The 23,112-nt window shown below is 71.5% G+C and carries 24 protein-coding genes; 13 read left to right on the top strand and 11 right to left on the bottom strand.

Annotation, left to right across the window (positions count from 1 at the left end; translation table 11 throughout):
- Positions 1-9 precede the first annotated feature (9 nt).
- Positions 10-804 (bottom strand): IclR family transcriptional regulator, encoded by a 795-nt coding sequence (locus tag FHS08_RS00845; RefSeq protein WP_341800277.1) that lies wholly within the window; start codon positions 802-804, stop codon positions 10-12.
- Between the two features lie 52 nt (positions 805-856).
- Here FHS08_RS00845 and hutH point away from each other — a divergent pair, with 52 nt between their 5' ends.
- Genes hutH through hutI form a run of 3 tightly spaced genes read left to right on the top strand, consistent with a single transcriptional unit; the run spans position 857 to position 5,381 of the window.
- Entirely contained in the window at positions 857-2,416 is a 1,560-nt protein-coding gene (hutH, locus tag FHS08_RS00840) for a histidine ammonia-lyase (protein WP_167034603.1), read from the top strand.
- On the top strand, positions 2,413-4,155 hold the full coding sequence (gene hutU, locus FHS08_RS00835) for a urocanate hydratase (protein ID WP_167034601.1): 1,743 nt from the start codon (positions 2,413-2,415) through the stop codon (positions 4,153-4,155). The genes hutH and hutU overlap by 4 nt, the downstream gene beginning before the upstream one ends.
- The gene (hutI, locus tag FHS08_RS00830) at positions 4,152-5,381 is read left to right on the top strand and encodes an imidazolonepropionase (protein ID WP_167034599.1); all 1,230 of its coding nucleotides are present in this window, start codon (positions 4,152-4,154) and stop codon (positions 5,379-5,381) included. Before hutU ends, hutI begins: the two co-directional genes overlap by 4 nt.
- A 116-nt stretch (positions 5,382-5,497) precedes the next feature.
- On the opposite strand, the gene FHS08_RS00825 is transcribed toward hutI, so the two are convergent.
- The 7 genes from FHS08_RS00825 to FHS08_RS00795 all read right to left on the bottom strand — a co-directional run bounded on the left by FHS08_RS00825 (position 5,498) and on the right by FHS08_RS00795 (position 11,011).
- Positions 5,498-5,974, bottom strand: a complete 477-nt coding sequence (locus tag FHS08_RS00825) for a SixA phosphatase family protein (protein WP_167034597.1) — start codon at positions 5,972-5,974, stop codon at positions 5,498-5,500.
- Positions 5,971-6,861, bottom strand: coding sequence for an arginase family protein (locus FHS08_RS00820; protein ID WP_167034595.1), 891 nt, complete (start codon positions 6,859-6,861; stop codon positions 5,971-5,973). Before FHS08_RS00820 ends, FHS08_RS00825 begins: the two co-directional genes overlap by 4 nt.
- Positions 6,861-7,208, bottom strand: a complete 348-nt coding sequence (locus FHS08_RS00815; protein WP_167034593.1) for a gamma-glutamylcyclotransferase family protein — start codon at positions 7,206-7,208, stop codon at positions 6,861-6,863. Before FHS08_RS00815 ends, FHS08_RS00820 begins: the two co-directional genes overlap by 1 nt.
- A 13-nt stretch (positions 7,209-7,221) precedes the next feature.
- The gene (locus tag FHS08_RS00810; RefSeq protein WP_167034591.1) at positions 7,222-8,493 is read right to left on the bottom strand and encodes a DUF445 domain-containing protein; all 1,272 of its coding nucleotides are present in this window, start codon (positions 8,491-8,493) and stop codon (positions 7,222-7,224) included.
- 104 nt (positions 8,494-8,597) lie between these two features.
- A complete protein-coding gene (locus FHS08_RS00805; RefSeq protein ID WP_167034589.1) occupies positions 8,598-9,035 on the bottom strand; it encodes an iron chaperone in 438 nt (145 codons plus the stop codon).
- A 60-nt stretch (positions 9,036-9,095) separates the two neighbouring features.
- On the bottom strand, positions 9,096-10,256 hold the full coding sequence (locus FHS08_RS00800; protein ID WP_167034587.1) for an acyl-CoA dehydrogenase family protein: 1,161 nt from the start codon (positions 10,254-10,256) through the stop codon (positions 9,096-9,098).
- The gene (locus tag FHS08_RS00795; protein WP_167034585.1) at positions 10,253-11,011 is read right to left on the bottom strand and encodes an alpha/beta fold hydrolase; all 759 of its coding nucleotides are present in this window, start codon (positions 11,009-11,011) and stop codon (positions 10,253-10,255) included. The genes FHS08_RS00800 and FHS08_RS00795 overlap by 4 nt, the downstream gene beginning before the upstream one ends.
- An 11-nt stretch (positions 11,012-11,022) precedes the next feature.
- Between FHS08_RS00795 and FHS08_RS00790 the strand changes: the two genes are divergently transcribed.
- Positions 11,023-11,427 (top strand): pilus assembly protein CpaE, encoded by a 405-nt coding sequence (locus FHS08_RS00790; RefSeq protein ID WP_167034583.1) that lies wholly within the window; start codon positions 11,023-11,025, stop codon positions 11,425-11,427.
- Between the two features lie 105 nt (positions 11,428-11,532).
- Here the strand turns inward: FHS08_RS00790 and FHS08_RS00785 are convergent, their stop codons facing one another.
- On the bottom strand, positions 11,533-12,738 hold the full coding sequence (locus tag FHS08_RS00785; RefSeq protein ID WP_167034581.1) for an MFS transporter: 1,206 nt from the start codon (positions 12,736-12,738) through the stop codon (positions 11,533-11,535).
- A gap of 369 nt (positions 12,739-13,107) precedes the next feature.
- Here FHS08_RS00785 and nrdH point away from each other — a divergent pair, with 369 nt between their 5' ends.
- The 4 genes from nrdH to nrdF are packed head-to-tail and all read left to right on the top strand — an operon-like array spanning position 13,108 to position 16,957.
- The gene (gene nrdH / locus FHS08_RS00780; protein ID WP_167034579.1) at positions 13,108-13,341 is read left to right on the top strand and encodes a glutaredoxin-like protein NrdH; all 234 of its coding nucleotides are present in this window, start codon (positions 13,108-13,110) and stop codon (positions 13,339-13,341) included.
- 9 nt (positions 13,342-13,350) lie between these two features.
- On the top strand, positions 13,351-13,788 hold the full coding sequence (gene nrdI, locus FHS08_RS00775) for a class Ib ribonucleoside-diphosphate reductase assembly flavoprotein NrdI (RefSeq protein WP_167034577.1): 438 nt from the start codon (positions 13,351-13,353) through the stop codon (positions 13,786-13,788).
- A 59-nt stretch (positions 13,789-13,847) separates the two neighbouring features.
- Entirely contained in the window at positions 13,848-15,947 is a 2,100-nt protein-coding gene (nrdE, locus tag FHS08_RS00770) for a class 1b ribonucleoside-diphosphate reductase subunit alpha (RefSeq protein ID WP_170283189.1), read from the top strand.
- 35 nt (positions 15,948-15,982) lie between these two features.
- A complete protein-coding gene (gene nrdF, locus FHS08_RS00765) occupies positions 15,983-16,957 on the top strand; it encodes a class 1b ribonucleoside-diphosphate reductase subunit beta (RefSeq protein WP_167034573.1) in 975 nt (324 codons plus the stop codon).
- Positions 16,958-16,984: 27 nt separating this feature from the next.
- Here nrdF and FHS08_RS00760 read toward each other — a convergent pair whose 3' ends face one another.
- Positions 16,985-18,091 carry a class I SAM-dependent methyltransferase gene (locus FHS08_RS00760; protein WP_424960782.1) on the bottom strand — a complete coding sequence of 369 codons (1,107 nt, stop codon included), beginning with the start codon at positions 18,089-18,091 and terminating at the stop codon, positions 16,985-16,987.
- Between the two features lie 76 nt (positions 18,092-18,167).
- Between FHS08_RS00760 and FHS08_RS00755 the strand changes: the two genes are divergently transcribed.
- On the top strand, positions 18,168-18,305 hold the full coding sequence (locus FHS08_RS00755) for a hypothetical protein (protein WP_167034571.1): 138 nt from the start codon (positions 18,168-18,170) through the stop codon (positions 18,303-18,305).
- A gap of 110 nt (positions 18,306-18,415) precedes the next feature.
- Complete coding sequence (locus FHS08_RS00750) at positions 18,416-20,485, top strand: elongation factor G (RefSeq protein ID WP_167034569.1); 2,070 nt, start codon at positions 18,416-18,418, stop codon at positions 20,483-20,485.
- Here FHS08_RS00750 and FHS08_RS00745 read toward each other — a convergent pair.
- On the bottom strand, positions 20,475-21,083 hold the full coding sequence (locus FHS08_RS00745) for a hypothetical protein (protein ID WP_167034567.1): 609 nt from the start codon (positions 21,081-21,083) through the stop codon (positions 20,475-20,477). The genes FHS08_RS00750 and FHS08_RS00745 overlap by 11 nt on opposite strands.
- Positions 21,084-21,166: 83 nt before the next feature.
- On the opposite strand from FHS08_RS00745, the gene FHS08_RS00740 reads away from it, so the two are divergent.
- The 3 genes from FHS08_RS00740 to FHS08_RS00730 all read left to right on the top strand — a co-directional run bounded on the left by FHS08_RS00740 (position 21,167) and on the right by FHS08_RS00730 (position 22,987).
- Positions 21,167-21,640: a MarR family winged helix-turn-helix transcriptional regulator gene (locus tag FHS08_RS00740; RefSeq protein ID WP_167034565.1), complete on the top strand. Its 474-nt coding sequence runs from the start codon at positions 21,167-21,169 to the stop codon at positions 21,638-21,640.
- 64 nt (positions 21,641-21,704) lie between these two features.
- Positions 21,705-22,118: a MarR family winged helix-turn-helix transcriptional regulator gene (locus FHS08_RS00735; RefSeq protein WP_167034563.1), complete on the top strand. Its 414-nt coding sequence runs from the start codon at positions 21,705-21,707 to the stop codon at positions 22,116-22,118.
- On the top strand, positions 22,115-22,987 hold the full coding sequence (locus tag FHS08_RS00730) for a hypothetical protein (protein ID WP_167034561.1): 873 nt from the start codon (positions 22,115-22,117) through the stop codon (positions 22,985-22,987). The genes FHS08_RS00735 and FHS08_RS00730 overlap by 4 nt, the downstream gene beginning before the upstream one ends.
- Positions 22,988-23,112: the final 125 nt, after the last annotated feature.

Below are 23,112 nucleotides of genomic sequence, written 5' to 3'. Positions count from 1 at the left end.
TATCGGGTCTCAGCGACGTGCGTCGCGCACGCCGTAGAGCCGGCGCCCGAGCTCGGCGGCGGCGTCGGCCGCGAACGCGGCGAGCTCTCCGGGATCGCGCCCGGCCTCCGCCGGCCAGGTGACCGCGATCCCGGCCGCGGGCCAGCCCGCCGGGTCGCGCACCGCGACCCCCACGGAGCGCATGCCGAGAGTGACCTCGCCGTCCTCGGTCGCGTGGCCCAGTGCCCGCACGGCCCGCAGGAGCTCCCGCAGCTCGCCCGGGCGGCGCGGACCGCGGCCCGTGCGGTCGGCGAAGGCCGCGGCATCCGGATACAGGGCCCGCACCTGCTCGCGGGGGAGCGCTGCGAGCATCGCGCGCCCCGTCGCGGTGAGGTGGGCGGGAAGGCGCACCCCGACGTCGGTCACGAGCGCGGGGCGACGCGCCGCGCGCTCCTCCACGATGTAGAGGACGTCTGAGCCGCTCATGACGGCGAGATGCGCGCTCTCGCCCGCGCGGTCGGCGAGGTGGGCGACGAGGGCCCGGCCGATGCGGGCGAGCGGAGCCTGGCGCGCGTATCCGCCGCCGAGCTCGAACGCGGCGACCCCCAGTCCCCAGCGCCGCTCGGCGTCGAGGTGCACGACGAACCCGTGCTGCTCGAGCGTCGCGAGCAGGTGGTAGACGGTCGAGCGCGGGATGCCGAGCGCGTCGGCGATCATGCGGGCCGCGACGGGTCCGCGCTGTCGGGCGAGGTGCGCGAGGATCCGCAGGGTCTGATCGGCCGCGGGCACCTGCGGTCGTCGCGAGTCGTCTGGGATCACAGACACAGGATGCCACGACCCCCTGTCTCGCGGGCCGCAGGGGGAGTGGAATCGGACCATGCCCGCCGCGACCTCCGCCACCGCCGTCACCGTCGGCGCGGCGCCGCTGCTCCCACACGACGTCGTCGCCGTCGCGCGCCGCGATGCCCGGGTGGCTCTCGACCCCGACGCGCTCGAGCGGGTCGCGGCATCCCGCGCGCTCATCGAGGCGCTCGCAGACGATCCGCATCCGCACTACGGCGTCTCGACGGGCTTCGGCGCGCTCGCGACGACGTTCATCGCGCCCGATCGGCGGCGTCAGCTGCAGGCGAGCCTCATCCGTTCGCATGCGGCGGGGACGGGAGCCGAGGTCGAGCGCGAGGTCGTCCGGGCGCTCGCCCTGCTGCGGCTGCAGACGCTCGCGACGGGGCGCACGGGCGTGCGGCCCGTCGTCGTGGAGACCTATGCCGCGATGCTCGACGCCGGCATCACGCCGATCGTGCGCGAGTACGGGTCGCTCGGCTGCTCGGGCGACCTCGCGCCGCTGTCGCACGTCGCACTCGCTGCGATGGGCGAAGGCCCGGTGCGCGTCGGCGGCGTGGAGATGGCGGCCTCCGACGCGCTCGCCGCGGCATCCATCGCCCCCCTCGTGCTCGAGGAGAAGGAGGGACTCGCCCTCGTCAACGGCACCGACGGCATGCTCGGGATGCTGCTGCTCGCCCTCGACGACCTCTCGGTGCTCCTGGACACGGCCGATGTCGCGGCCGCGATGTCGATCGAGAGCCAGCTCGGCACGGATGCGGTGTTCGCGGCCGACCTCATGGCGCTCCGGCCGCACCTCGGGCAGGCGGCCTCGGCCGCGAACCTGCGGGCGCTGCTCGGGGACTCGCCCATCGTCGCGTCGCACAAGGGTCCGGAGGACGGCCGCGTGCAGGATGCGTACTCGCTGCGGTGCGCGCCGCAGGTGCACGGCGCAGCGCGCGACACGGCCGCTCACGCGGGCCTCATCGCCGAGCGCGAGCTCGCGGCCGCGATCGACAACCCCGTCGTCACGGTCGACGGGCGCGTGCAGTCCAACGGCAACTTCCACGGCGCGCCCGTCGGGTACGTGCTCGACTTCCTCGCGATCGCGGTCGCCGATGTCGCGTCGATCTCGGAGCGGCGCACCGATCGCGCGCTCGACCCCGCTCGCAGCCACGGGCTGGCGCCGTTCCTCGCGCACGAGCCGGGTGTCGACTCGGGGCTCATGATCGCGCAGTACGCAGCCGCCGGCATCGTCTCCGAGCTCAAGCGCCTCGCCGTGCCGGCATCCGTCGACTCGATCCCGTCGTCGGCGATGCAGGAGGACCACGTGTCGATGGGCTGGGCGGCGGGGCGCAAGCTGCGCCGCGCGATCGACGGGCTCGCGCGCGTGCTCGCGATCGAGGTGCTGACGGCGTCCCGCGCGCTGGATCTGCGTGCGCCCCTGCTGCCGGGCAGGGCGACAGGCGCCGTGCGCGATCTCGTGCGCTCCGTCGCGGGCGGCCCCGGCCCCGACAGGTTCGTCTCGCCCGAGATCGAGGCCGTCGCAGAGCTCGTCAGGTCGGGTGCGATCGCGGATGCCGCGGCCCCTGCCCTCGCGAAGGGGCACGCGCGATGACCGACGGGCGAGGCGGCGGGGGCCGGGCGGCCGAGGGCGCGGGCGTCCCGGATCCGAGGGACGCGACCCGCGCGTCCATCCTCCGAGGACCGGTCCGCGCACCGCGCGGCGGCCACAGGACGGCCAAGAGCTGGGGCGCCGAAGCCGCCAAGCGCATGCTCATGAACAACCTCGACCCCGAGGTCGCGGAGCATCCGGAGGACCTCGTCGTGTACGGGGGCACGGGCCGGGCCGCGCGGTCGTGGGAGGCCTTCGACGCGATCGTGCGCGCGCTCGACGAGCTCGAGCCCGACGAGACGCTGCTCATTCAGTCCGGCAAGCCCGTCGGCGTGTTCCGCACGCATGAGTGGGCTCCGCGGGTCCTCATCGCGAACTCGAACCTCGTCGGCGACTGGGCGACGTGGCCCGAGTTCCGCCGGCTCGAGGCGCTCGGCCTCACGATGTACGGGCAGATGACGGCGGGCTCGTGGATCTACATCGGCACGCAGGGGATCCTCCAGGGCACGTACGAGACGTTCGCGGCGGTCGCGGCATCCCTCGCCCGCGACTCGCTCGCGGGCACCCTGACGCTGACGGGCGGATGCGGCGGCATGGGCGGCGCGCAGCCCCTCGCCGTGACGATGAACGGCGGGGCGGTGCTCGTCGTCGACGTCGACGAGTCCCGGCTCGCGCGCCGCGCCGAGCACGGCTACCTCGACGAGTACACGACCGACCTCGACGCGGCCGTGTCACGCGTCCTCGCCGCCAAGGACGCCGGCGAGGCACTCTCCGTGGGGATCGTCGGCAACGCCGCCGAAGTGTTCCCCGACCTCCTCCTGCGCGGCGTCCCGATCGACGTCGTCACAGACCAGACGAGCGCGCACGACCCGCTCGCATACCTGCCGGTCGGCATCCCGTTCGAGAGCTGGAGAGCCGAGTCCGCACGCGATCCTGAGGCCTTCGCAGCGCGCGCCCGCGGGAGCATGGCGAAGCAGGTCGCCGCGATGGTGGGATTCCAGGATGCCGGAGCCGCCGTCTTCGACTACGGGAACTCCATCCGGCGTGAGGCGCAGCTCGGCGGATTCGAGCGCGCGTTCGCGTTCCCCGGCTTCGTGCCTGCCTACATCCGGCCGCTCTTCGCCGAGGGGAAGGGACCGTTCCGCTGGGTCGCACTGTCGGGCGACCCAGCGGACATCGCGAAGACCGACCGTGCCGTCATGGAGCTCTTCCCCGAGGACAAGGCCCTGCACCGCTGGCTCGGGAAGGCCGCCGAGAAGGTGCGCTTCGAGGGGCTTCCCGCCCGCATCTGCTGGCTCGGCTATCAGGAGCGGCACCTCGCGGGGCTCAGGTTCAACGAGATGGTGGCCTCAGGCGAGCTCGCCGGTCCGATCGTGATCGGCCGCGACCACCTCGACGCCGGCTCCGTCGCCTCGCCCTACCGGGAGACGGAGGCGATGGCCGACGGCTCCGACGCGATCGCCGACTGGCCCCTGCTCAACGCCCTGCTCAACACGGCCTCGGGCGCGTCGTGGGTGTCGATCCACCACGGCGGGGGCGTCGGAATCGGCCGTTCGATCCACGCGGGGCAGGTCACCGTGGCCGACGGAACGGCGCTCGCCGCCGAGAAGCTCGAGCGGGTGCTCGTGAACGACCCCGGCACGGGGGTCATGCGGCACGTCGACGCGGGCTACGCACGCGCGCGGGAGGTCGCCCGCGAGCGCGGCCTGACGGTGCCCATGCCGGCGGAGCCGACGGCGTGAGAGCGACTCTCATCACGAACATCGGCGAGCTGACGACGAACGTCGCGGCTCCCGCAGATCCGTGCGGGACGACGACGGATGCCGCGGTGCTCATCGAGGGCGGCCGGATCGCGTGGGTCGGCGCGGCCCGCGACGCCGAGAGGCCACGTCGCCCGCGAGACCCGCTGCACGGCGGGATGCCTCGCGCGCGGGGTGGTCTCCCGGCCCGGGTGGACGAGGTGGTGGATGCCGGCGGTCGTGCCGTGATCCCGGGCTTCGTCGACTCGCACACCCACCTCGTCTTCGGCGGAGACCGCGCGGACGAGTTCGAGGCGCGCATGTCGGGAACACCGTATGCCGCGGGGGGAATACGGCGCACGGTCGCCGCGACGCGTGCGGCGAGCGACGACGAGCTGCGTCGCCGCCTGCGCGGGCTCGTCGCCGAGCTGCACGCGCAGGGCACGACGACGTTCGAGGTCAAGACGGGATACGGGCTGACCGTGCAGGACGAGGAGCGGCTCGCACGCCTCGCCGCGGAGGTCACGCCGGAGGTCACGTTCCTCGGGGCGCATGTCGTCCCCGCCGAGTACGCCGACCGGCGCGAGGACTACGTCGAGCTCGTCGCAGGAGAGATGCTGCGGGCCTGCGCGCCGCACAGCCGCTGGGTCGACGTGTTCTGCGAGCGCGGCGCCTTCACGCCCGACGAGTCCGCGCGCATTCTCGCCGCCGGCATCGCGCACGGCCTCGCCCCGCGCGTGCACGCCAGCCAGCTCGGCCCGGGCGAGGGCGTGCGGATCGCCGTCGCGCTGGGCGCGGCATCCGTCGACCACTGCACGTATCTGTCGGACGAGGATGTCGCAGCCCTCGCGGGCGGCGGCACCGTCGCGACGCTGCTGCCGGGCGTCGAGTTCTCGACGCGGCAGCCGTACCCCGATGCCCGGCGGCTGCTCGACGCGGGCGTCACGGTCGCGCTCGCGAGCGACTGCAATCCGGGCTCGAGCTTCACGAGCTCGATGCCGCTCATGATCGCGCTCGCCGTGCGCGAGATGCGCATGACCCCTGCCGAGGCCGTGTGGGCCGCGACGGCGGGCGGCGCGACGGCGCTGCGCCGCGACGACGTCGGCGTCATCGCGCCGGGGAAGCGCGCAGATCTCGTGCTGCTGGACGCGCCGACGCGCGTGCACCTGGCCTACCGGCCGGGCGTGCCGCTCGTGCGGACGGTCTGGAAGGACGGCGCCAGGCTCTGATGCCCACGGCCGGCTCCCGGCAGTCCGGCTGCGTCACGCAGGGCGTTGACCGCTCGGGTGCTCACTGTCCCGACGCTCGCCGTCGGGTGCCGGCAATCCGGGCTCACGCCGGGCGTTCACCGCCCGGGTGCGTCGAAGTCCCAGGAGGCCGGCTCGACGGCCGTCGCGACATCCCAGTCGTCCTCGTGCCACGTGAAGGTCGCGACGGCGCATGTCGGCATGTGGCCGATGCCGCCGTCCGACAGACGTTCCGCGAGCACCGTCATGCCCGGATCGTGCGCCACGACGACGACCGCAGACGCCTGCGTCGCGGCGACCGCGCTCAGCAGCGCCGCCGCCGGCGCACCGTACAGCTCGGAGTCGAGCGACACGGCGATGCCGAGCTCGGCGGCGAACGCCTCGGCCGTCGTCCTCGCGCGCACGGCGGTGCTCGCGAGGATCACCTCCGGCCGCAGGCCCGTCTCGGCGAGCCTGCGGGCCATGACGGGTGCGTCCCGGAGGCCGCGGTCGCTGAGCGGCCGGTCGTGATCGGTGAGGAACGGGTCGCCCCAGTCCGACTTCGCGTGGCGCACGAGCACGAGCGTGAGGGTCATCGGAGTGCCTTTCCTGCCAGGAGTTCGAGGACGCACAGCGCGGCGAGGCGCACGGTGCGGCCGTCGGGGGCGTCGGCGGTCGCGTCGACCTCCACGATGTCGGCCGACGTCACGAGAGGTGAGGATGCCGCGGCCCGCACGAGCGCGCGCAACTCCCACGCCGCGAGCCCGCCCGGGACCGACGCGGGGCACCCGGGCGCGACGGATCGGTCGCACACGTCGACGTCGACGTCGAGGTGCACGGGCCCGCCGCCGGCTCCCGCGATCTCGAGGGCGTCGCTCATGACGTCGGCGACGCCTCGCCTGCGGACGTCGTCGACGGTGACGACGGCGATGCCGAGGTCGGCGGCGCGCCGCGCGTACGCGGCGGAGTTCGCGAAGTCCGCGATGCCGACCTGCACGATGCGGCGCGGATCGAGGCCGCCATCGACGAGCCGGCGCACGGGCGAGCCGTTGGAGACGCCGTCGCGCAGATCGAAATGCGCGTCGAGCGTGATGAGACCCGCCGCTCCCGCGCCCTGAGCGACAGCGTACGTGACGGAGTTGTCTCCGCCCAGCGCGATCACGAGCCCCGTGCGCGCAGCGATGGCCGCGACGCGCGACCGCACCACGGCCTCCCCGTCGGGCCCGTCGGGATCGGCGACGTCACCCGCGTCGGCGATGCGGAGCGCGACGGCGAGATCGATCGCCGGCGGTCCCAGGAGCGCCGGGCTGAAGCGGCGCAGCGCCTCGCGCACGGCGGCCGGAGTCGCGTGCGCGCCCGTCGGCGACAGCGACGTGCGGAACGCGGGGACGCCGAGGATCGCGGCATCCCCCCGCCCTTCGATCTCGTCGAACGGTGGCCAGTCGCCCGCGCGCGGCCACAGCGGATCGTGGGGGAGGCTCATCACGCCGACACGTACACCCACGCCCCACGACCGCTCGCGAGGGTCACGGGCGTGCGGCGATACATCGACACCTCGAACTGGTCGGCGGCGTCGAGCTCGGCCTCCGTGAGCTGGAGCACGCGTCCGATGACCTTGTCCCGCGCATTGCCCGTCGCGCGCAGCTGCGGGTGCACCGTCAGGCCCGTCAGGTCGGTGAAGCGCCCGTCGGGCACCTCGACGTAGTCGGCGGTGTAGCCGGGCAGGATGTCGGGCTCGCTCTCGACCACGCGTCCGAACGTCGCCAGCTGCAGGTGAGGGTTCTGCAGGGCGCCGTAGCTGAACAGGAGCTGGTCGGGGGGCTCGGCCATGGCCTCAGGGTACCTAGCCGAGGAGCGCCTGCGCGACGGTGAAGATGACGAGCCCCGCGAGAGCGCCCACGACCGTGCCGTTGAGCCGGATGTACTGCAGATCGCGACCCACCATGAGCTCGATCTTCTCGGTCGTCTCGTCGGGGTCCCAGCGCTCGACCGTGTCGGTGATGATCGACGCGATGTCGTGGCGGTAGCGGTCGACGAGGAAGACAGCGGCATCCGTCACCCACGCGTCGACGCGCCGCTGCAGCGCATCCTCCGTCGCGAGTCGCCCGCCCAGGTCGGACAGGGCAGCCGCAGCCCGGCGGCGCAGCCCGCTCTCGGGATCTGCGAGCGATGCGAGCAGCCCGGCCTTCGCCGTGTTCCAGACCTCCGCGGCGAGCTCTCGCACGCGCGGGCTGTCGAACACGGCGATCTTGGCGTCCTCGAGGCGGCCGATCGTCGCGGGGTCGTGCTGGAGGTTGTCGGCGAGCCGCGCGAGATAGCCGTCGATCGCGCGACGGGCGGGATGCTGTGCGTCGGCCTGCACGGCCGCCACGAACTTGACCGCCTCGTTGTAGACGGTGTCGTCGACGAACCGGTGCGCGATGGAGGGCACCCACGACGGCAGGCGGCGGGAGACCAGACCGGAGAAGGCCGCGTGGTTGGCCGCGAGCCACGCCGCGATCGAGTCGGCGGCGAGGTCGACGGCGCCGTGATGAGCGCCGGCGTCGACGATCCGCCCGAGCCATCCGCCGAGCGGCGGGCCCCACTCCGGCACGATGAGGTGCTCGCGCGCGAGCTCGGCGATGACGTCCTGCACGTCGTCGTCGCTCAGCGCGTCGAGGACGCCCGACACCATCGCCGCCGCCTCGGTGGTCACGCGCTCGGCGTGGGCCGGCATCCGGAGCCACTCGCCGAGCCGTGCCGCGATCGCCGTCGTCGCGAGCTTCGCGCGCACGACGTCGCCGCGGAGGAACTCCGTCTCGACGAACTCGCCGAGGTTGCGGCCGATCTCGTCCTTGCGGTTGGGGATGATCGCCGTGTGCGGGATCGGGATGCCGAGCGGATGCCGGAACAGCGCCGTCACGGCGAACCAGTCGGCCAGCGCGCCCACCATGCCGCCCTCGGCCGCGGCGCGCACATACGCGAGCCACGGATAGCGCGTCTGCAGCGCGAACGCGACGACGAAGAGCACGGCCGTGAACAGGAGCGCCCCGAGCGCGACGCCCTTCATGATGCGCAGGGCGCGGCGCCGCTCCTGATCGGCGGGGCTCAGGAGAGCCGTGGGAGTGCGCGCCATGCGCCTCATCCTCGCACGGCATTCGATGTCGGAGCGGGACGAGGTGCGCGGCGGCGCGATCGCGCGGGTCGAGCGAGAGCGCAAGCCTGGCGTCGAGGCTCGCCTCAGCCCGCGGCGCGCTTCACGAGCTCGGCGATGCGGTCCGCGTCGGCATCCGTGAGGGTCGCGATGGCGTACGACGTCGGCCACATCTCGCCGTCGTCGAGCTGCGCCGCCTCCTCGAAGCCGAGCGTCGCGTAGCGGCTGTTGTACTTGGACGCGGCCTTGAAGAAGACGACGATCTTCCCGTCGCGCGCATACGCGGGGAACCCGTACCAGGTCTTCGGATCGAGGTGCGGCGCGACGGAGGTCACGATCGCGTGCAGGCGTTCCGCGATGACGCGGTCGGCGTCGGGCATCGCCGCGATCGCGTCGACGACGGCCTGCAGATCCTTCGCCTTCGAGGCTCCGCCCTTCTGCGCCTTCAGCTCCGCGGCACGCTGCTTCATGGCGGCGCGCTCCTCGGCGGTGAAGCCGGTCTTCGTGTCTCGTGTATCGGTCATGACCTTCACGGTACGGATGCCGCGGCATCCGTGCTTCTCGAATCCTGCTCGGTTCGGGCGTCAGCCCTCGACGGGCCCCAGCCATGCCGTCGCGACGGTGGAGTGCGCCGACTCCGGGTCGGACGGGTGGAAGAGGCCGGCGAGCACATCGCGGTACAGGCGGCTGAGCTCGGAGCGCGTGAAGTACGACGAGCCGCCCGACACGAGGATCGCCTCGTCGACGATGTGCTTCGCCGTCGTCGCGGCGCGGTGCTTGACGCCGCTCATGTAGGAGAACCACCGGCCGTCCGGCGGTACGACGTCGTCGACCGCTCGCGTGAGCGCCGCGATCTGCGGCGGAAGCGCGTCGTACGCGAGCGCCATGTCCGCGATGCGCCAGCGGATGTCGGGGTCCTGACTGTATGCGGCCCCCGTGCGCTTGGACGTGCGCTTCTTCGCCGTCTCGACCGCGAGATCGAGCGCCCTGCGCGCGATGCCCGTGTAGACCGACGCGAGCAGGAGCTCGAAGACGCTGAAGATGCCGAAGACGATGGGGTCGGGGTTCGGACCAGGGTCGACGCGGCGCACGACGCGGTCGGCCGGAGCGACCGCGCCGTGCAGCTCGGTCGTGCGGCTCTGCGTCGCGCGCATGCCCAGCGTGTCCCAGTCGTCGCGGGTGACCACGGCATCCGTTCTCGGGACGAACGCGTAGACGAGCTTGGGACCGTCGGGCGATGTCGTGTCGAGGCCGTGCAGTCCCAGCTGCGTCCAGACGGGGGCCAGCGACGTGAAGATCTTGGTGCCCGTGAACGCGTACGAGCCGTCGGGCTGCGGCGCGGCATCCGTGTCGCTCCCGAAGAGCACGAGGTCGTTTCCGGCCTCGCTGATGCCGAACGCGAAGACCTCGCCCGCCGCTGCGCCCTCCTGCACGAAGCGCAGGGCGTCGACGCCGCGGTCGGCGAGCACCTTCGCGACGCCCGTCCACACGAGGTGCATGTTGATCGAGAGGGCCGTCGCCGGGGCCGCGCCGGCGAGGCGCTGCTGGAGGACGGATGCCTCGGCCAGGCCGAGCCCCGCTCCGCCGAGCTCCGCCGGCACGAGGAGCGCGAGGTATCCCGCGGCCTTCAGGTCGGCGAGGTCGTCGCCGGGGAACGTGTTGTCGCGGTCGTGCACGGCCGCGCGCTCGCGGAAGCGGTCGAGCAGGTCGTCGGGGAGGAACGCCGACGGGTCGAAGGCGCTCATACGTGGATCCTGCTCAGGAACTCGGCCATCGTGGCCTCCGGCTTGTCGCGGTGAGGGGAGTGCCCGGCGCCGGCGACGACCGACACCGAGACGAGGGGATTGGCGAGGACCTCGTGGACGAGCTCGCCCTTGAAGATCGAGTAGACCGTCGGGTCCGCAGCGATCACGTGCGTCGGGATCGCGAGGCGCACGGCATCCCTGCGCACATCCCACGGGTCGTTCTGCTCGCTCGTCTGCTCGACGGCCCAGCGGCTCGCCTGCTGCGCCGACAGCGCCTTGAGCTCGATGTCGTGCTCGTGCCACGTCGGATGCTCGGCGCGCACGGCGGCGACGCCGGGGTCGGCGAACGAGCGCTCCTGGCTCTCGCGGACGACGTCGCGGTCATGAGGGACGAGGTGGATCGCGGGGTCGACGAGCACGAGCCGGCGGGTCCATCCGACGTGCCGGGCCGCCGCCACCGTCGTGGCGGCGCCGCCGAGCGAATGGCCGACGACGAGGTCCCACGGGCCGCCGCCGTCGGGCGTGGTCGCGGCGACGTCGGCCGCGTAGGCCGCGAGCGTGTAGTCCAGCGCACGGGGCGCCGTGCCGTGCCCGCGGAGGTCGACGGCCGTCGCGTGCCAGCCCGCGTCGGCGAGCGTCACGCCGTAGCGCCACATGAGCGCACCGTTCGAGCCGAGGCCGTGGACGAGGAGAGCGCGGCGCGGCGCGGCCGCGGCGCCCCAGGCGAGGCGGGGGAGAAGGAGCGGGGACGGCATACTCTGAGCCTATGATCTCGACCGATCTGGCGCTCGCGCTGCGCGCCGCCGGGCTCGTGTGGCGCCCGCGTTCAGGCGACCGGTTCCAGCTGAGCGAGCCCGAGTTCGAGGCGGACGTGTTCACGGTGAGCGAGATGACGATCGAGCCGCGCGAGTACCCGACGGGCCGAATCCTCGCGTTCAACGGCACGACGGAGTGGGCGCTCGACTCGGTCGCGCAGGAGGACGCCCTGTGGCTGCCGTCCGAGGAGCAGCTGCGCGAGATGCTGCGCGGTGCGTTCCGGTCGCTGCGGCGCCTCTCCGACACGTACCAGGTCGAGATCGAGGTTCGCGGCGAGCGTTTCGTGTTCCAGCATCCTGAGCCGGCGGACGCCTACGCCCTCGGCGTCCTGGAGCTCTTGCGCCGCATCGCGTGACGTCGCGACGGCGCACGGTCCGCAGGATCGCACGAAGCTCGCAGCGACTCCGAGCAATCGTGCGAGTTTGGCATCGATCTGCGAACTCTGAGAAGGGATGCCGCGTCACGTGACGGTCTCGACGGGCTCCGTGTCGGGGATGGGGCTGGCGTCGCGATGCCGGAGGTCGGGGAAGGCGCGGACGAACACGATCGCGACGAGCAGACCAGCGGCCGAGAACACCGTCGCCGCGATGTAGGCGCCCTCGGGGCCGATGCCGTCGATCAGGAAGCCCGCGATGGCGGAGCCGGCCGCCGCCCCGATGAGCTGCCCCGTGCCGACCCAGCCGAAGGCCTCGGCCGTGTCGCTGAACTTGACGCTCGCCGACGTCATCGCGAACAGCACGGCCAGGGCAGGGGCGATGCCGATGCCGGCGAGCACGAGCGTGCCGCCGAGCCACCACACGTCGAGGGAGATCATCGTGAGGGCGAGGCCCACCGTCACGATGAACAGACGCCGGGCCATCGCCCACGAGCCGATCGGGATGTGTCCGAACGTGAGTCCGCCCGCGAGGCTGCCGACCGAGAAGAGCGCGAGGACGATGCCGGCCTCGAGCCCGCCGTGGCCGAACGTCGCGACGACGCCCGCCTCGACCGCGGCGCACGCGCCGATGAGGAGGAATCCGACGACCGTGGCCAGGAGCACGGCGGGCTTGGTCAGCACCTTGCCGATGCTGCGTCGGCTGCGCGGGATGCGCACGCGCCCCACCTCGGGGGAGAGGATGAACCACGCGCAGCCGCCGACGAGGATCACGACCACGAGGAGCAGGCCCTCGACGGTGCCGACCTGCGTCGCGACGAACGTGATGAGCACGGGCGCGATGATCCAGATGATCTCTTGAAGGCTCGCATCGAGCGAGAACAGCGGCGTGAGCTGTCGCGAGTTGACCATCTTGGGATAGATCGTGCGCACAGCCGACTGCACGGGCGGCGTCGACAGCCCCGCGAGCATGCCGAGCGCCATGTAGCCGGGCAGAGGCATCCGCGCGAGCGCGAGCGTCGCGATCGCGACGGCGCAGACGGCCGTCGTGAGGGTCAGGACGCGACGCATGCCCCACATGCCCATCCAGCGGCTCGTGACGGGTCCTGCGATGGCCTGTCCGACGGATGTCGCGGCCAGCACGAGGCCGGCCGAGCCGTACGAGCCCGTCACGGACTGGATGTGCAGCAGGATCGCGAGGCTCGTCATCCCGTTCGGGAAGCGCGCCGTCAGCTGGGCGACGATGATCCGCGCGACGCCCGGCGTGCGCAGCAGATCACGGTACCCCGCCATTGCTCCACGCTATCGCCCGCATGCTCTCCGGCGGGATACACCGCAACACGCCGAGTAGACGCCGGGACCGCCTCCACAGGCCGATCGGATGTCGGAGGACCCGCCTAGCGTCGGATCTGTGGACAGCTGCGGCCGCGGCATCCGAAACCCGCGTGATCCAGGCGTTTTCGAGGCGTCCGAGAAAGGCGCCTCCTGTGGATGAAACGGTGGACAAGCTGTGTTGTATCTGGGGAGAGCGGTGGAAAACTACACGGATGTAACTACTAGCCCTTGTGGTGCTTCCGGATGTCGGTACCCATATGTAGTATTGGTCTCCCGGCGGGGGGACTGCCGGTCAGAGTTTGGTTCTTGAGGGGAGAGACGATCCATATGGCGATCACGGTCTACACGAAGCCTTCCTGCGTCCAGTGCACGGCGACCTACCGCGCGCTCGATTCGAAGGGCATCGAATACGAGGTGCACGACCTCTCGCAGGACGCCGACGCGCTCGAGCAGGTCAAGGCGCTCGGCTATCTTCAGGCGCCCGTCGTCATCACCGACCAGGACCACTGGTCGGGCTTCCGTCCCGACAAGATCGACGAGCTCGCAGCCCGTCTCGCCTAGGAACTCCCCATGAGCACGGCGATCGCGACGCGAGCGCCACTGCTCGTGTACTTCTCGAGCGTGTCGGGCAACACGGCGCGTTTCATCGAGAAGCTCGGGATGCCGGCACTGCGCATCCCACTCCATTCGCACGAGCCGCGGCTCGTCGTCGAAGAGCCGTTCGTCCTGGTCACCCCCACGTACGGGGGCGGGCAGGGACGCGGCGAGGAGAAGGGCTCGGTGCCCAAGCAGGTGATCCGGTTCCTCAACGACGAGGCCAACCGGAGCCTCATCCGCGGAGTCATCTCCGCGGGCAACACGAACTTCGGCGAGGCCTTCTGCCTCGCGGGCGACATCGTGAGCCGCAAGTGTCGTGTGCCGCACTTGTACAGGCTGGAACTTTTCGGCACGCCGGAAGACGTCGATCGCGTGAGCGACGGATTGGAACGATGGTGGAAGCTGCAGTGACTACTTCTTCAGACAACAGAGTGCAGACGGATTTCAAGCACAACCCCGCGTTCGAGGGAATGGACTACCACTCCCTCAACGCGATGCTGAACCTGTACGACGCCGACGGGAAGATCCAGTTCGACGCCGACCGGCGCGCTGCGCGCGAGTACTTCCTGCAGCACGTCAACCAGAACACGGTGTTCTTCCACTCCCTCAAGGAGCGGCTCGACTACCTCGTCGAGAAGCAGTACTACGAGCCCGAGGTGCTCGAGAAGTACCCGTTCTCCTTCATCCAGGAGCTCACCGACCGCGCGTACGGCAAGAAGTTCCGCTTCGACACCTTCCTCGGCGCGTTCAAGTACTACACGAGCTACACGCTGAAGACCTTCGACGGCAAGCGGTACCTCGAGCGCTTCGAGGACCGCGTCGTCATGACGGCCCTCGGCCTCGCCGACGGCGACCAGGAGCTCGCCACCGCGCTCGTCGACGAGGTCATCTCCGGTCGCTTCCAGCCGGCGACCCCGACGTTCCTCAACACGGGGAAGGCCCAGCGCGGCGAGCTCGTCTCGTGCTTCCTGCTGCGGATCGAAGACAACATGGAGTCGATCGCGCGCGGCATCAACTCGGCGCTGCAGCTGTCCAAGCGCGGCGGCGGGGTGGCGCTGCTCCTCTCGAACATCCGCGAGTCGGGCGCTCCGATCAAGCAGATCGAGAACCAGTCCAGCGGCATCATCCCCGTCATGAAGCTCCTCGAAGACAGCTTCAGCTACGCCAACCAGCTCGGCGCACGCCAGGGAGCGGGCGCCGTGTACCTGTCGGCGCACCACCCCGACATCATGAGGTTCCTCGACACGAAGCGCGAGAACGCGGACGAGAAGATCCGCATCAAGACGCTCTCGCTCGGCGTCGTGATCCCCGACATCACGTTCGAGCTCGCCAAGAACGACGAGGACATGTACCTGTTCTCGCCGTACGACGTCGAGCGGGTCTACGGCGTGCCGTTCGGCGACATCTCGGTCAGCGAGAAGTACCGCGAGATGGTCGACGACGCCCGCATCAAGAAGACGAAGATCAACGCGCGCGAGTTCTTCCAGACCCTCGCCGAGATCCAGTTCGAGTCGGGCTATCCGTACATCATGTTCGAAGACACCGTGAACCGGGCCAACCCCATCAAGGGCCGGATCAACATGTCGAACCTGTGCTCGGAGATCCTGCAGGTCAACACGCCGACGACGTACAACGAGGACCTCTCGTACAACCAGATCGGCAAGGACATCTCCTGCAACCTGGGCTCGCTCAACATCGCGCTCGCGATGGACTCGCCCGACTTCGGCCGCACGGTCGAGACCAGCATCAGGGCTCTCACCGCCGTCAGCGACCAGAGCCACATCCGCTCGGTCCGCTCGATCGAGGATGGCAACGACCGCTCGCACGCGATCGGCCTCGGCCAGATGAACCTCCACGGCTACCTCGCGCGCGAGCGCGTGCACTACGGCTCGGAGGAGGGCGTCGACTTCACGAACATCTACTTCTACACGGTGCTGTTCCACGCGCTGCGGGCCTCGAACCGCCTCGCGATCGAGCGCGGACAGGCGTTCGACGGCTTCGCCGACTCGACCTACGCGTCGGGGGAGTTCTTCGACAAGTACACCGAGCAGGAGTGGGCGCCCAAGACCGAGCGCGTGCGCGAGCTCTTCGCGGCGCACCATATCCCGACGCAGGACGACTGGCGCGCTCTCAAGGCATCGGTCCAGGAGCACGGCATCTACAACCAGAACCTGCAGGCCGTTCCGCCGACGGGGTCGATCTCGTACATCAACAACTCGACGAGCTCGATCCACCCGATCGCGTCGAAGATCGAGATCCGCAAGGAAGGCAAGCTCGGCCGCGTCTACTACCCGGCGCCGTTCATGACGAACGACAACCTCGAGTTCTACGAGGACGCGTACGAGATCGGCTACGAGAAGGTCATCGACACGTACGCCGCCGCGACTCAGCACGTCGACCAGGGACTGTCGCTGACGCTGTTCTTCAAGGACACCGCGACGACCCGCGACATCAACAAGGCGCAGATCTACGCGTGGCGCAAGGGGATCAAGACGATCTACTACATCCGCCTGCGGCAGATGGCCCTCGAGGGGACCGAGGTCGAGGGCTGCGTCTCGTGCACACTGTGACGGCCTGACCTGGGACTCTTGAGAAGGACACGATTATGACCGAGAAGCTGAAGCTCATCGACCACGTCCAGGCGATCAACTGGAACCGCATCCAGGACGACAAGGACCTCGAGGTCTGGAACCGTCTCGTCAACAACTTCTGGCTGCCCGAGAAGGTGCCGCTGTCGAACGACGTGCAGTCGTGGAACACGCTCACCCCCGAGGAGCAGACGCTCACGATGCGCGTGTTCACGGGGCTGACGCTCCTCGACACGATCCAGGGGACGGTGGGCGCCGTGTCGCTCATCCCCGATGCGATCACGCCGCATGAGGAGGCCGTCTACACGAACATCGCGTTCATGGAGTCGGTGCACGCCAAGAGCTACTCGTCGATCTTCTCGACGCTGTGCTCGACGAAGGAGATCGACGAGGCGTTCCGCTGGTCGGTCGAGAACGAGAACCTGCAGCGCAAGGCGCAGATCGTCATGGAGTACTACCGCGGCGACGAGCCCCTCAAGCGCAAGGTCGCCTCGACGCTGCTGGAGTCGTTCCTGTTCTACTCGGGCTTCTACCTCCCGCTGTACTGGGCGTCGAAGGCCAAGCTCACGAACACGGCCGACATCATCCGCCTCATCATCCGCGACGAGGCCGTGCACGGGTACTACATCGGCTACAAGTTCCAGAAGGGGCTCGAGAAGCTCTCCGACGCGGAGAGGCAGGACATCAAGGACTACACGTTCTCGCTCCTGTACGAGCTCTACGACAACGAGGTGCAGTACACGCAGGACCTCTACGACGGCGTGGGCCTCACGGAGGAGGTCAAGAAGTTCCTCCACTACAACGCCAACAAGGCCCTCATGAACCTCGGCTACGAGGCGATGTTCCCGGCATCCGTCACGAACGTCTCGCCTGCGATCCTCTCCGCGCTCTCGCCGAACGCCGACGAGAACCACGACTTCTTCTCGGGGTCTGGATCGTCGTACGTCATCGGCAAGGCCGTCGCGACGGAGGACGACGACTGGGACTTCTGACGGCGGTCGCCTCCTCGTCGTCCCCCCTCAGCGGCGCACCGACGCCGTCACCGTGAACTTTGGATTGCGGGCGATCTGGCGCGTCGGGCCGACGAGGCGCTCGAGCGCCGGCCGGTAGAGCAGCGCCGAGTTCCACACGGTCCACAGCTCGCCGCCGGAGCGCAGCACGCGGCCGGCGTCCGCGAACATGCGCGTCGCGATCGCGTCGGTCAGCGTCGCGCCGGAGTGGAACGGCGGGTTCAGCGCGACGAACGAGACGCTCGCGTCGCCGAGCCGCTCGAGCAGGTCGGCGCGCTCGATCGTGACGCGGTCTGCGACGCCGTTGGCGTCGGCCGTCGCGAGAGCCGACGCGACGGCAGACGCCGACTGGTCCGTCGCGTAGACGCGGTGCCCCGGATGCCGTCGCGCGAGCGTCGCGGCCACGACGCCCGTGCCGCACGCGAAGTCGACGAGCGGATCGCCGTCGGGCACCCGCGCGGGCAGATGCTCGAGCAGGAAGCGCGTGCCGATGTCGATCGCGGCGCCCGCGAACGCGCCGCCGTACGCGCACACGACGAGCCCGTCGTGCGACACGCGGCGCGGCGCGGGATCATGCCCCGCACGCGGCTCGCGGGCGACGAGCACGCGCGACTTCTGCCGTGCGTGCGTGACGTCGAGGCCGCCGAAGTGTGCGCGCAGCACGTCGTTCATCGCGTGCGTCATGTGCTTGAGGCGCCCGCCGGCGAACACGACGACGTCGGGCGAGGCGTGGGCCGCGACGAGCGCCGCGATGTCGTCGAGGGCCTCGAGCGAGCGGGGGAGCCGCAGGAGCACGACCTGCGCGCGCTCGACGAGGGCGCGGTGCAGCGGCAGCGAGGAGAAGGACCCCTCGAGCCCCAGCATCCCGGCGTTCGCGGCGAGCGCCCGCTCGCCCGTCAGCGCGTCCTGGTGCACGCGGATGCCGCGGGCTCCGGCATCCGCCGCCGCGAGCGTCAGCGCGCCGTGCGTGTCACCGACGACGACCAGCCCGCCCTCGCGCGCGGCCGAGCGCGCCGCGGCCGACTCGTCGAGGATCAGGCGGTCGGCGGCATCCGACGCCGACAGGCCGGGGCCTTCCACGTCGGGGCGCCGCCGCAGCGACTCGAGCGACAGCACGCATCCACGCTAGCGCCGCGGCATCCGGGCGGGCGTGCCCGTTCCCTCGAGCGCGCCGGAGGAGCAGACTCTCTCCATGGCGGTCACCTGCAGCAAGTGTCACAAGACGTTCCCCGACCAGGTCGCGCTCAGCGCGCACGTGTGCACGCCGCTGCGCGCGACGGACCCGCCGGGCACGACGCCCTTCACCGGCAACACCCGGCCCAAGACCTGACCGGCGGCTCGTCCCCACCGCGCGACCCGGGGCGTGCGGAGCACTGGCGCGTTCGCGGCATCCGGTACACGATGGTCGATACGGATCCGCAACGCCGCGGGGAGGTCTCGATGGATGCCGCATCTCCTGTCACACATCGCACTGTCGCGCTCATCGGAGGGGGTGGCTCGGGAAAGACGACGCTCGCCGAGGCGCTGCTGGTGCGTGCGGGGGCCATCCCGAGGGCGGGCAGCGTCGAGCAGGGCACGACGGTGTGCGACTACGAGCCCGAGGAGATCGCGAGAGGCGCGACCCTCGGGCTCTCGCTTGCGCACTTCGCCTGGACGGCCGACGACGGCACCGACGGGACGCTGACTCTCGCCGACACTCCCGGGCACCCCGACTTCGTCGGCGCCGTCGACACGGCGCTGTCGGTCGCGGACCTCGCGCTCGTGACGGTGAGCGCCGTCGACGGCGTGACGGCAGGCACGAAGGCCGCGTGGGCGGCCGCGGATGCCGCGGGGGTGCCGCGCATCGTCGTCGTGACGCAGGAGGACCGGGCGCGGGCGGACTTCCGCCGCGTGCTCGCGCAGCTGCGCGACGTGTTCGGGCCGCACGTGCTGCCGATCGAGCTGCCCGTGGGCGAGGAGGCGGACTTCCACGCGGTCGCGGACGTGCTCGGCGAGCACTCGCTCGTCTACGACGCGGCGGGGCGCCACAGCGAACGGCCCATCCCGGCCGACCTCGAGGCGGAGGAGCACCGGCTCCACCAGGACGCGACGGAGGAGATCGTCTCGCACGACGATGCGCAGCTCGAGGCGTACCTCGACGGCACCGAGCCATCCGCGCGCGAGCTCGAGCGCACGCTCGCGAAGGAGGTCGCGGCGGGGGAGGCCGTGCCCGTCATCCTGTGCTCCGCCCTCACGGGAACGGGCGTCGACCGCGTCGCAGACCTCGTGCTCGAGCTCGCGCCCGCCCCGCACGAGCGCGACGGCCGCATCCTCCTCGGCGTCGACGACGAGGGCGAGGGGGGCTCGGCCCACGCCGTCGCCGTCGACGCGTCCGGCGACGCGCTCGTGCACGTCTTCCGCACGGTCGCTGATCCGTTCGTCGGGCAGATCGCCCTGCTCAAGGTGCTCTCGGGCGTCGTGCGGCCCGGCGACCGGCTGCGCAACGCGACGACGGGCGTCGACGAGCGGATGCCCGCGCTGTTCCGGCTGCGCGGGTCCGAGCACGTGCCCGCAGACGCTCTGCGGGCCGGCGACATCGGAGCCGTCGCGAAGCTCGCGGGGACGCCCGCGGGCTCGCTGCTGTGGACGCGCGCGCAGACGGGTGCGCGTCCCGTGCGGCGTCCCGAGCGGCATCCCGTCTTCGCCGTGAGCCTCACCCCCGTGTCGCAGTCGGACGACGCGAAGCTGTCGACCGCGCTGCAGCGGCTCGTCGCGGACGACCCGACGCTCGTCGTGGATCGCGCCGGCAGCGACACGATCCTGCGGGGCCTGGGCGACACGCACGTCGCGGTCGCCGTCGAGCGGCTCGCGCGGGTGTTCGGCGTCCACGTGTCGACCTCGGCCGCGCCCGTCGCGTACCGCGAGACGATCGCCGGCGCCGCGGAGGCCGAGGGCAAGCTCAAGAAGCAGTCCGGCGGGCATGGCCAGTTCGCCGTCGTGCAGCTGCGCGTGTCGCCGCTCCCGCCCGGAGGCGGTTTCGAGTTCGTGGACTCGGTCGTGGGAGGCGCCGTGCCGCGCTCCTACATCCCCGCCGTCGAGAGGGGCGCGCGCGACGCGCTCGCATCGGGCGGCCCCCAGGGGCACCCGGTCGTCGACGTGCGCGTCGAGCTGCGCGACGGCAAGGCGCACTCCGTCGACTCGTCCGAGATGGCGTTCCGCACGGCGGCTTCGCTCGGCGTCAAGGCCGCGCTCGCCGGGGCCGGGACGGTCCTGCTCGAGCCCGTGTCGTCCGTCACGGTCACCGTCCCGAGCGACCTGCAGGGGCCCGTGCTGACGGATCTGTCCGGCCGCCGCGGACGGGTCGGCGCGACCGAGGCGGCAGACGACGGCCGCGCTCGGATCGTCGCGACGGTCCCGGATGCCGAGCTCGGTCACTACGTGCTCGACCTGCGGTCGCTCACGGGCGGGCAGGCGGAGCTGACGATCACCCCCGACACGTACGAGCGGGCGCCGCACGCCGTCAGGGCGTGACGGCGGCGGGCGCGGCGCGGGTCTCGGCGCGGTCGGCTCCGGCCCCCGCGAACGCTGCGGCGAGCGTGGAGCCGCCGAGCACGGCCCAGCACAGCCCCCAGCCCGCGACCACGACGTAGTCGGCGCCGGCGGGCCCGAGGGAAGTCGGGATGAGGACCGCGAGCGCGTAGGCGCCGACGAGCAGCGATGCGAGCCCGACGAGACGGCGGCGTCCGCCGTCACGGAGCAGGGCGACCCCGAGGAGCACGGCGCCGACGCCCGTGACGGGCGCGGATGCGGCGATGAGCGGGACGGGGATCGCCGAGGCGACCTGCGTCACGACCTCGGCAGCGATGAGCAGCACGAGTCCGAGGGCCATCACCGCGCCGCCGATCAGCCCGAGCCGCCGCAGCGGCGGAGTCAGGGCCCTCACCGCGGCGACGACGCCGACGAGGAGGAAGACGTGCCAGGTCGCGGCGACGAGGTTCGCGAAGGCGAAGCCCGGATCTCCCGGGTAGACGCGATCCAGCGCGTAGACCGTGTCGCCCACCGCCTGGATGAGTCCCCCCGCGAGGAGCAGCACGCCCGCGCACGCGAGGAGTGTCGGCTTGTGCATCATGGAGACCACCTCCGGTCTGCTCGTCGGCGACACACCGGTGCGGTTCCGGCATCCTGCCGATTTATTCAGGTAGACCTGAATATATGACGGGCGACGACAGCGCGCAACTGCGATTTCCCAGCGTCGGCGACCGAGCGGGCCGCCCCAATACGACGGCCCTCCTCGGCGAGGCGTTCCTGCGGCAGGGCGCGCACATCGCGATGACCGTCGCGCAGGCGGGCTTCCCGCAGCCCCGCTCCTACTCGCTCGTCTTCGCCCACATCGACCGCGAGCGCGGCAGCCGCCTCACCGAGCTCGCCGCGCGCACGGGCGTCACGCCGCAGTCGATGTCGGACGTCGTCAACGCGATGATCCGCGACGGCTACGTCGAGCGCGTCCCCGATCCGGACGACGGCCGCGCGAAGCGGATCGTGCTGACGGCGCGCGGAGAGGCGGGCATGGCGGAGGGCGACCGCGTCATCGCAGCCCTCGAGGAGCGCTACGCGGAGGTCCTCGGCGCCGACGACCTCGAGACGCTCCGCACGCTGCTGCGGCGGATCGTCGAGGCGCGGTTCTGACCCCGCGGCGGCGCGCGGCGCGCGTCCCGGAGCGGATGCGGACCCCCGGGCTAGCATGAGACGCATGCCCGAGCGCCCGCCGTTCAGCCCCGTCGTCTCGCTGCTGACGGTGTCGTCGGTGTGGGACGCGCGGCTCAGCGCCGCCTTGAAGGACCTCGGTCTCACGACCCGCAAGTACGGGCTGCTCGCGCATGTCCACTCGACGCCGGGCATCTCGTTCTCGGAGCTCGCGCGTCGCTCGCAGATCACGGTCCAGACGGCGCACGCGGCCGTCCGCGCCCTCGTCGACGACGGGCTCGTCGCCGACTCGACGGCGCATGCGGGGGCCGCCTCCGACCTGCGCGTCACGGCGAAGGGCGAGAAGGCGCTCGGCGAGGCGCAGCGGCGGCTCGACGAGCTGGACGTGACGTTCTCGGCGGGCGTCCCCGATCTGTCGCGGGCCCTGCAGGGGCTGCACGAGGAGCCGTTCGGCGCGTGACGACCGCGAGCACCTCCCTCGAGCGCACGTATCGGTACCTGCGGCTCTCGCTCGTCGGGGTCGTCGCCATGATCTCCGTCTCGATCGCCGCCTGGATCGGGGGCAACGGCCCCCTCGGCTCGATCAGCGCCGCGTACTATACGTCGGCGGGGCCGATCTTCGTCGGGGGCGTCTTCGCGGTGGGCCTCGCGCTCCTCGCCCTGTCGGGGCACAGCCTCGGACAGGTCTCGCTCGATCTCGCGGCGATCGCGGCGCCCGTCGTCGCGATCGTGCCCGCGCCCGTCTTCGGCGGCGACGTGCGCGGCCTCGTCGTCGACTGCGCCGGCGCGCCCGCCCCCTGCGTGCCTGCCGCGTTCGTCGGCGCCGTGCACAACGGCATGACGGCCCTCGTCGTCACGGGCGCCGTCGGGTGGGTCGCGGCGCTCGTCGTCGCCGCCGTGCAGCGCACCCTGACGGGTCGCACGATCTGGGCGCTCGTGGTCGCAGGCGCGATCATCGCGGGTGCGACGGCGTGGTGGCTCCTGGCGCCCGACTCGTTCCTGCGCGCGGGCCACGTCGTGGCTGCGGCATCCTTCTTCGCCTTCATCGCCGTCGCGGCGCTCGCCTCCGCGCTCGACGCGGCACGCGCGGGCGAGCCGGGGTACCGCCTGGTCTACACGATCATCGCGTTCGGCATCCTCGCCGACCTCCTGGTGCTGCTCGGCGTCGTGATCGCCTCGGGCGTCGGGTTCGCCGTCCCCGAGCCGTGGGGCGTCTCCCCGGTCTTCCTCGGCGAGGCGGTGGCCCTCGCGCTGTTCGCGGCGTTCTGGATCGTGCAGACGATCGAGACGTGGGACAGCCCGGATCCAGCGCTGCGCGCTCCCTCCTGACGGCGGCCGCGACCCGTGCGGAGGATCTCCCCCGTCATCTCGGAATAGCAACGGGCCTCCCGCGTTGAAGTTGATACGTCAGCGCTCAAGTTCAGACGGCTTGAGCGCACCACTTCACCTTCAGG

Source organism: Microbacterium ulmi, from assembly GCF_011759705.1.
Taxonomy (GTDB): domain Bacteria; phylum Actinomycetota; class Actinomycetes; order Actinomycetales; family Microbacteriaceae; genus Microbacterium; species Microbacterium ulmi.
Note: the sequence above shows the minus strand (reverse complement) of the source record. Positions and strands in the feature narration are given on the sequence as shown.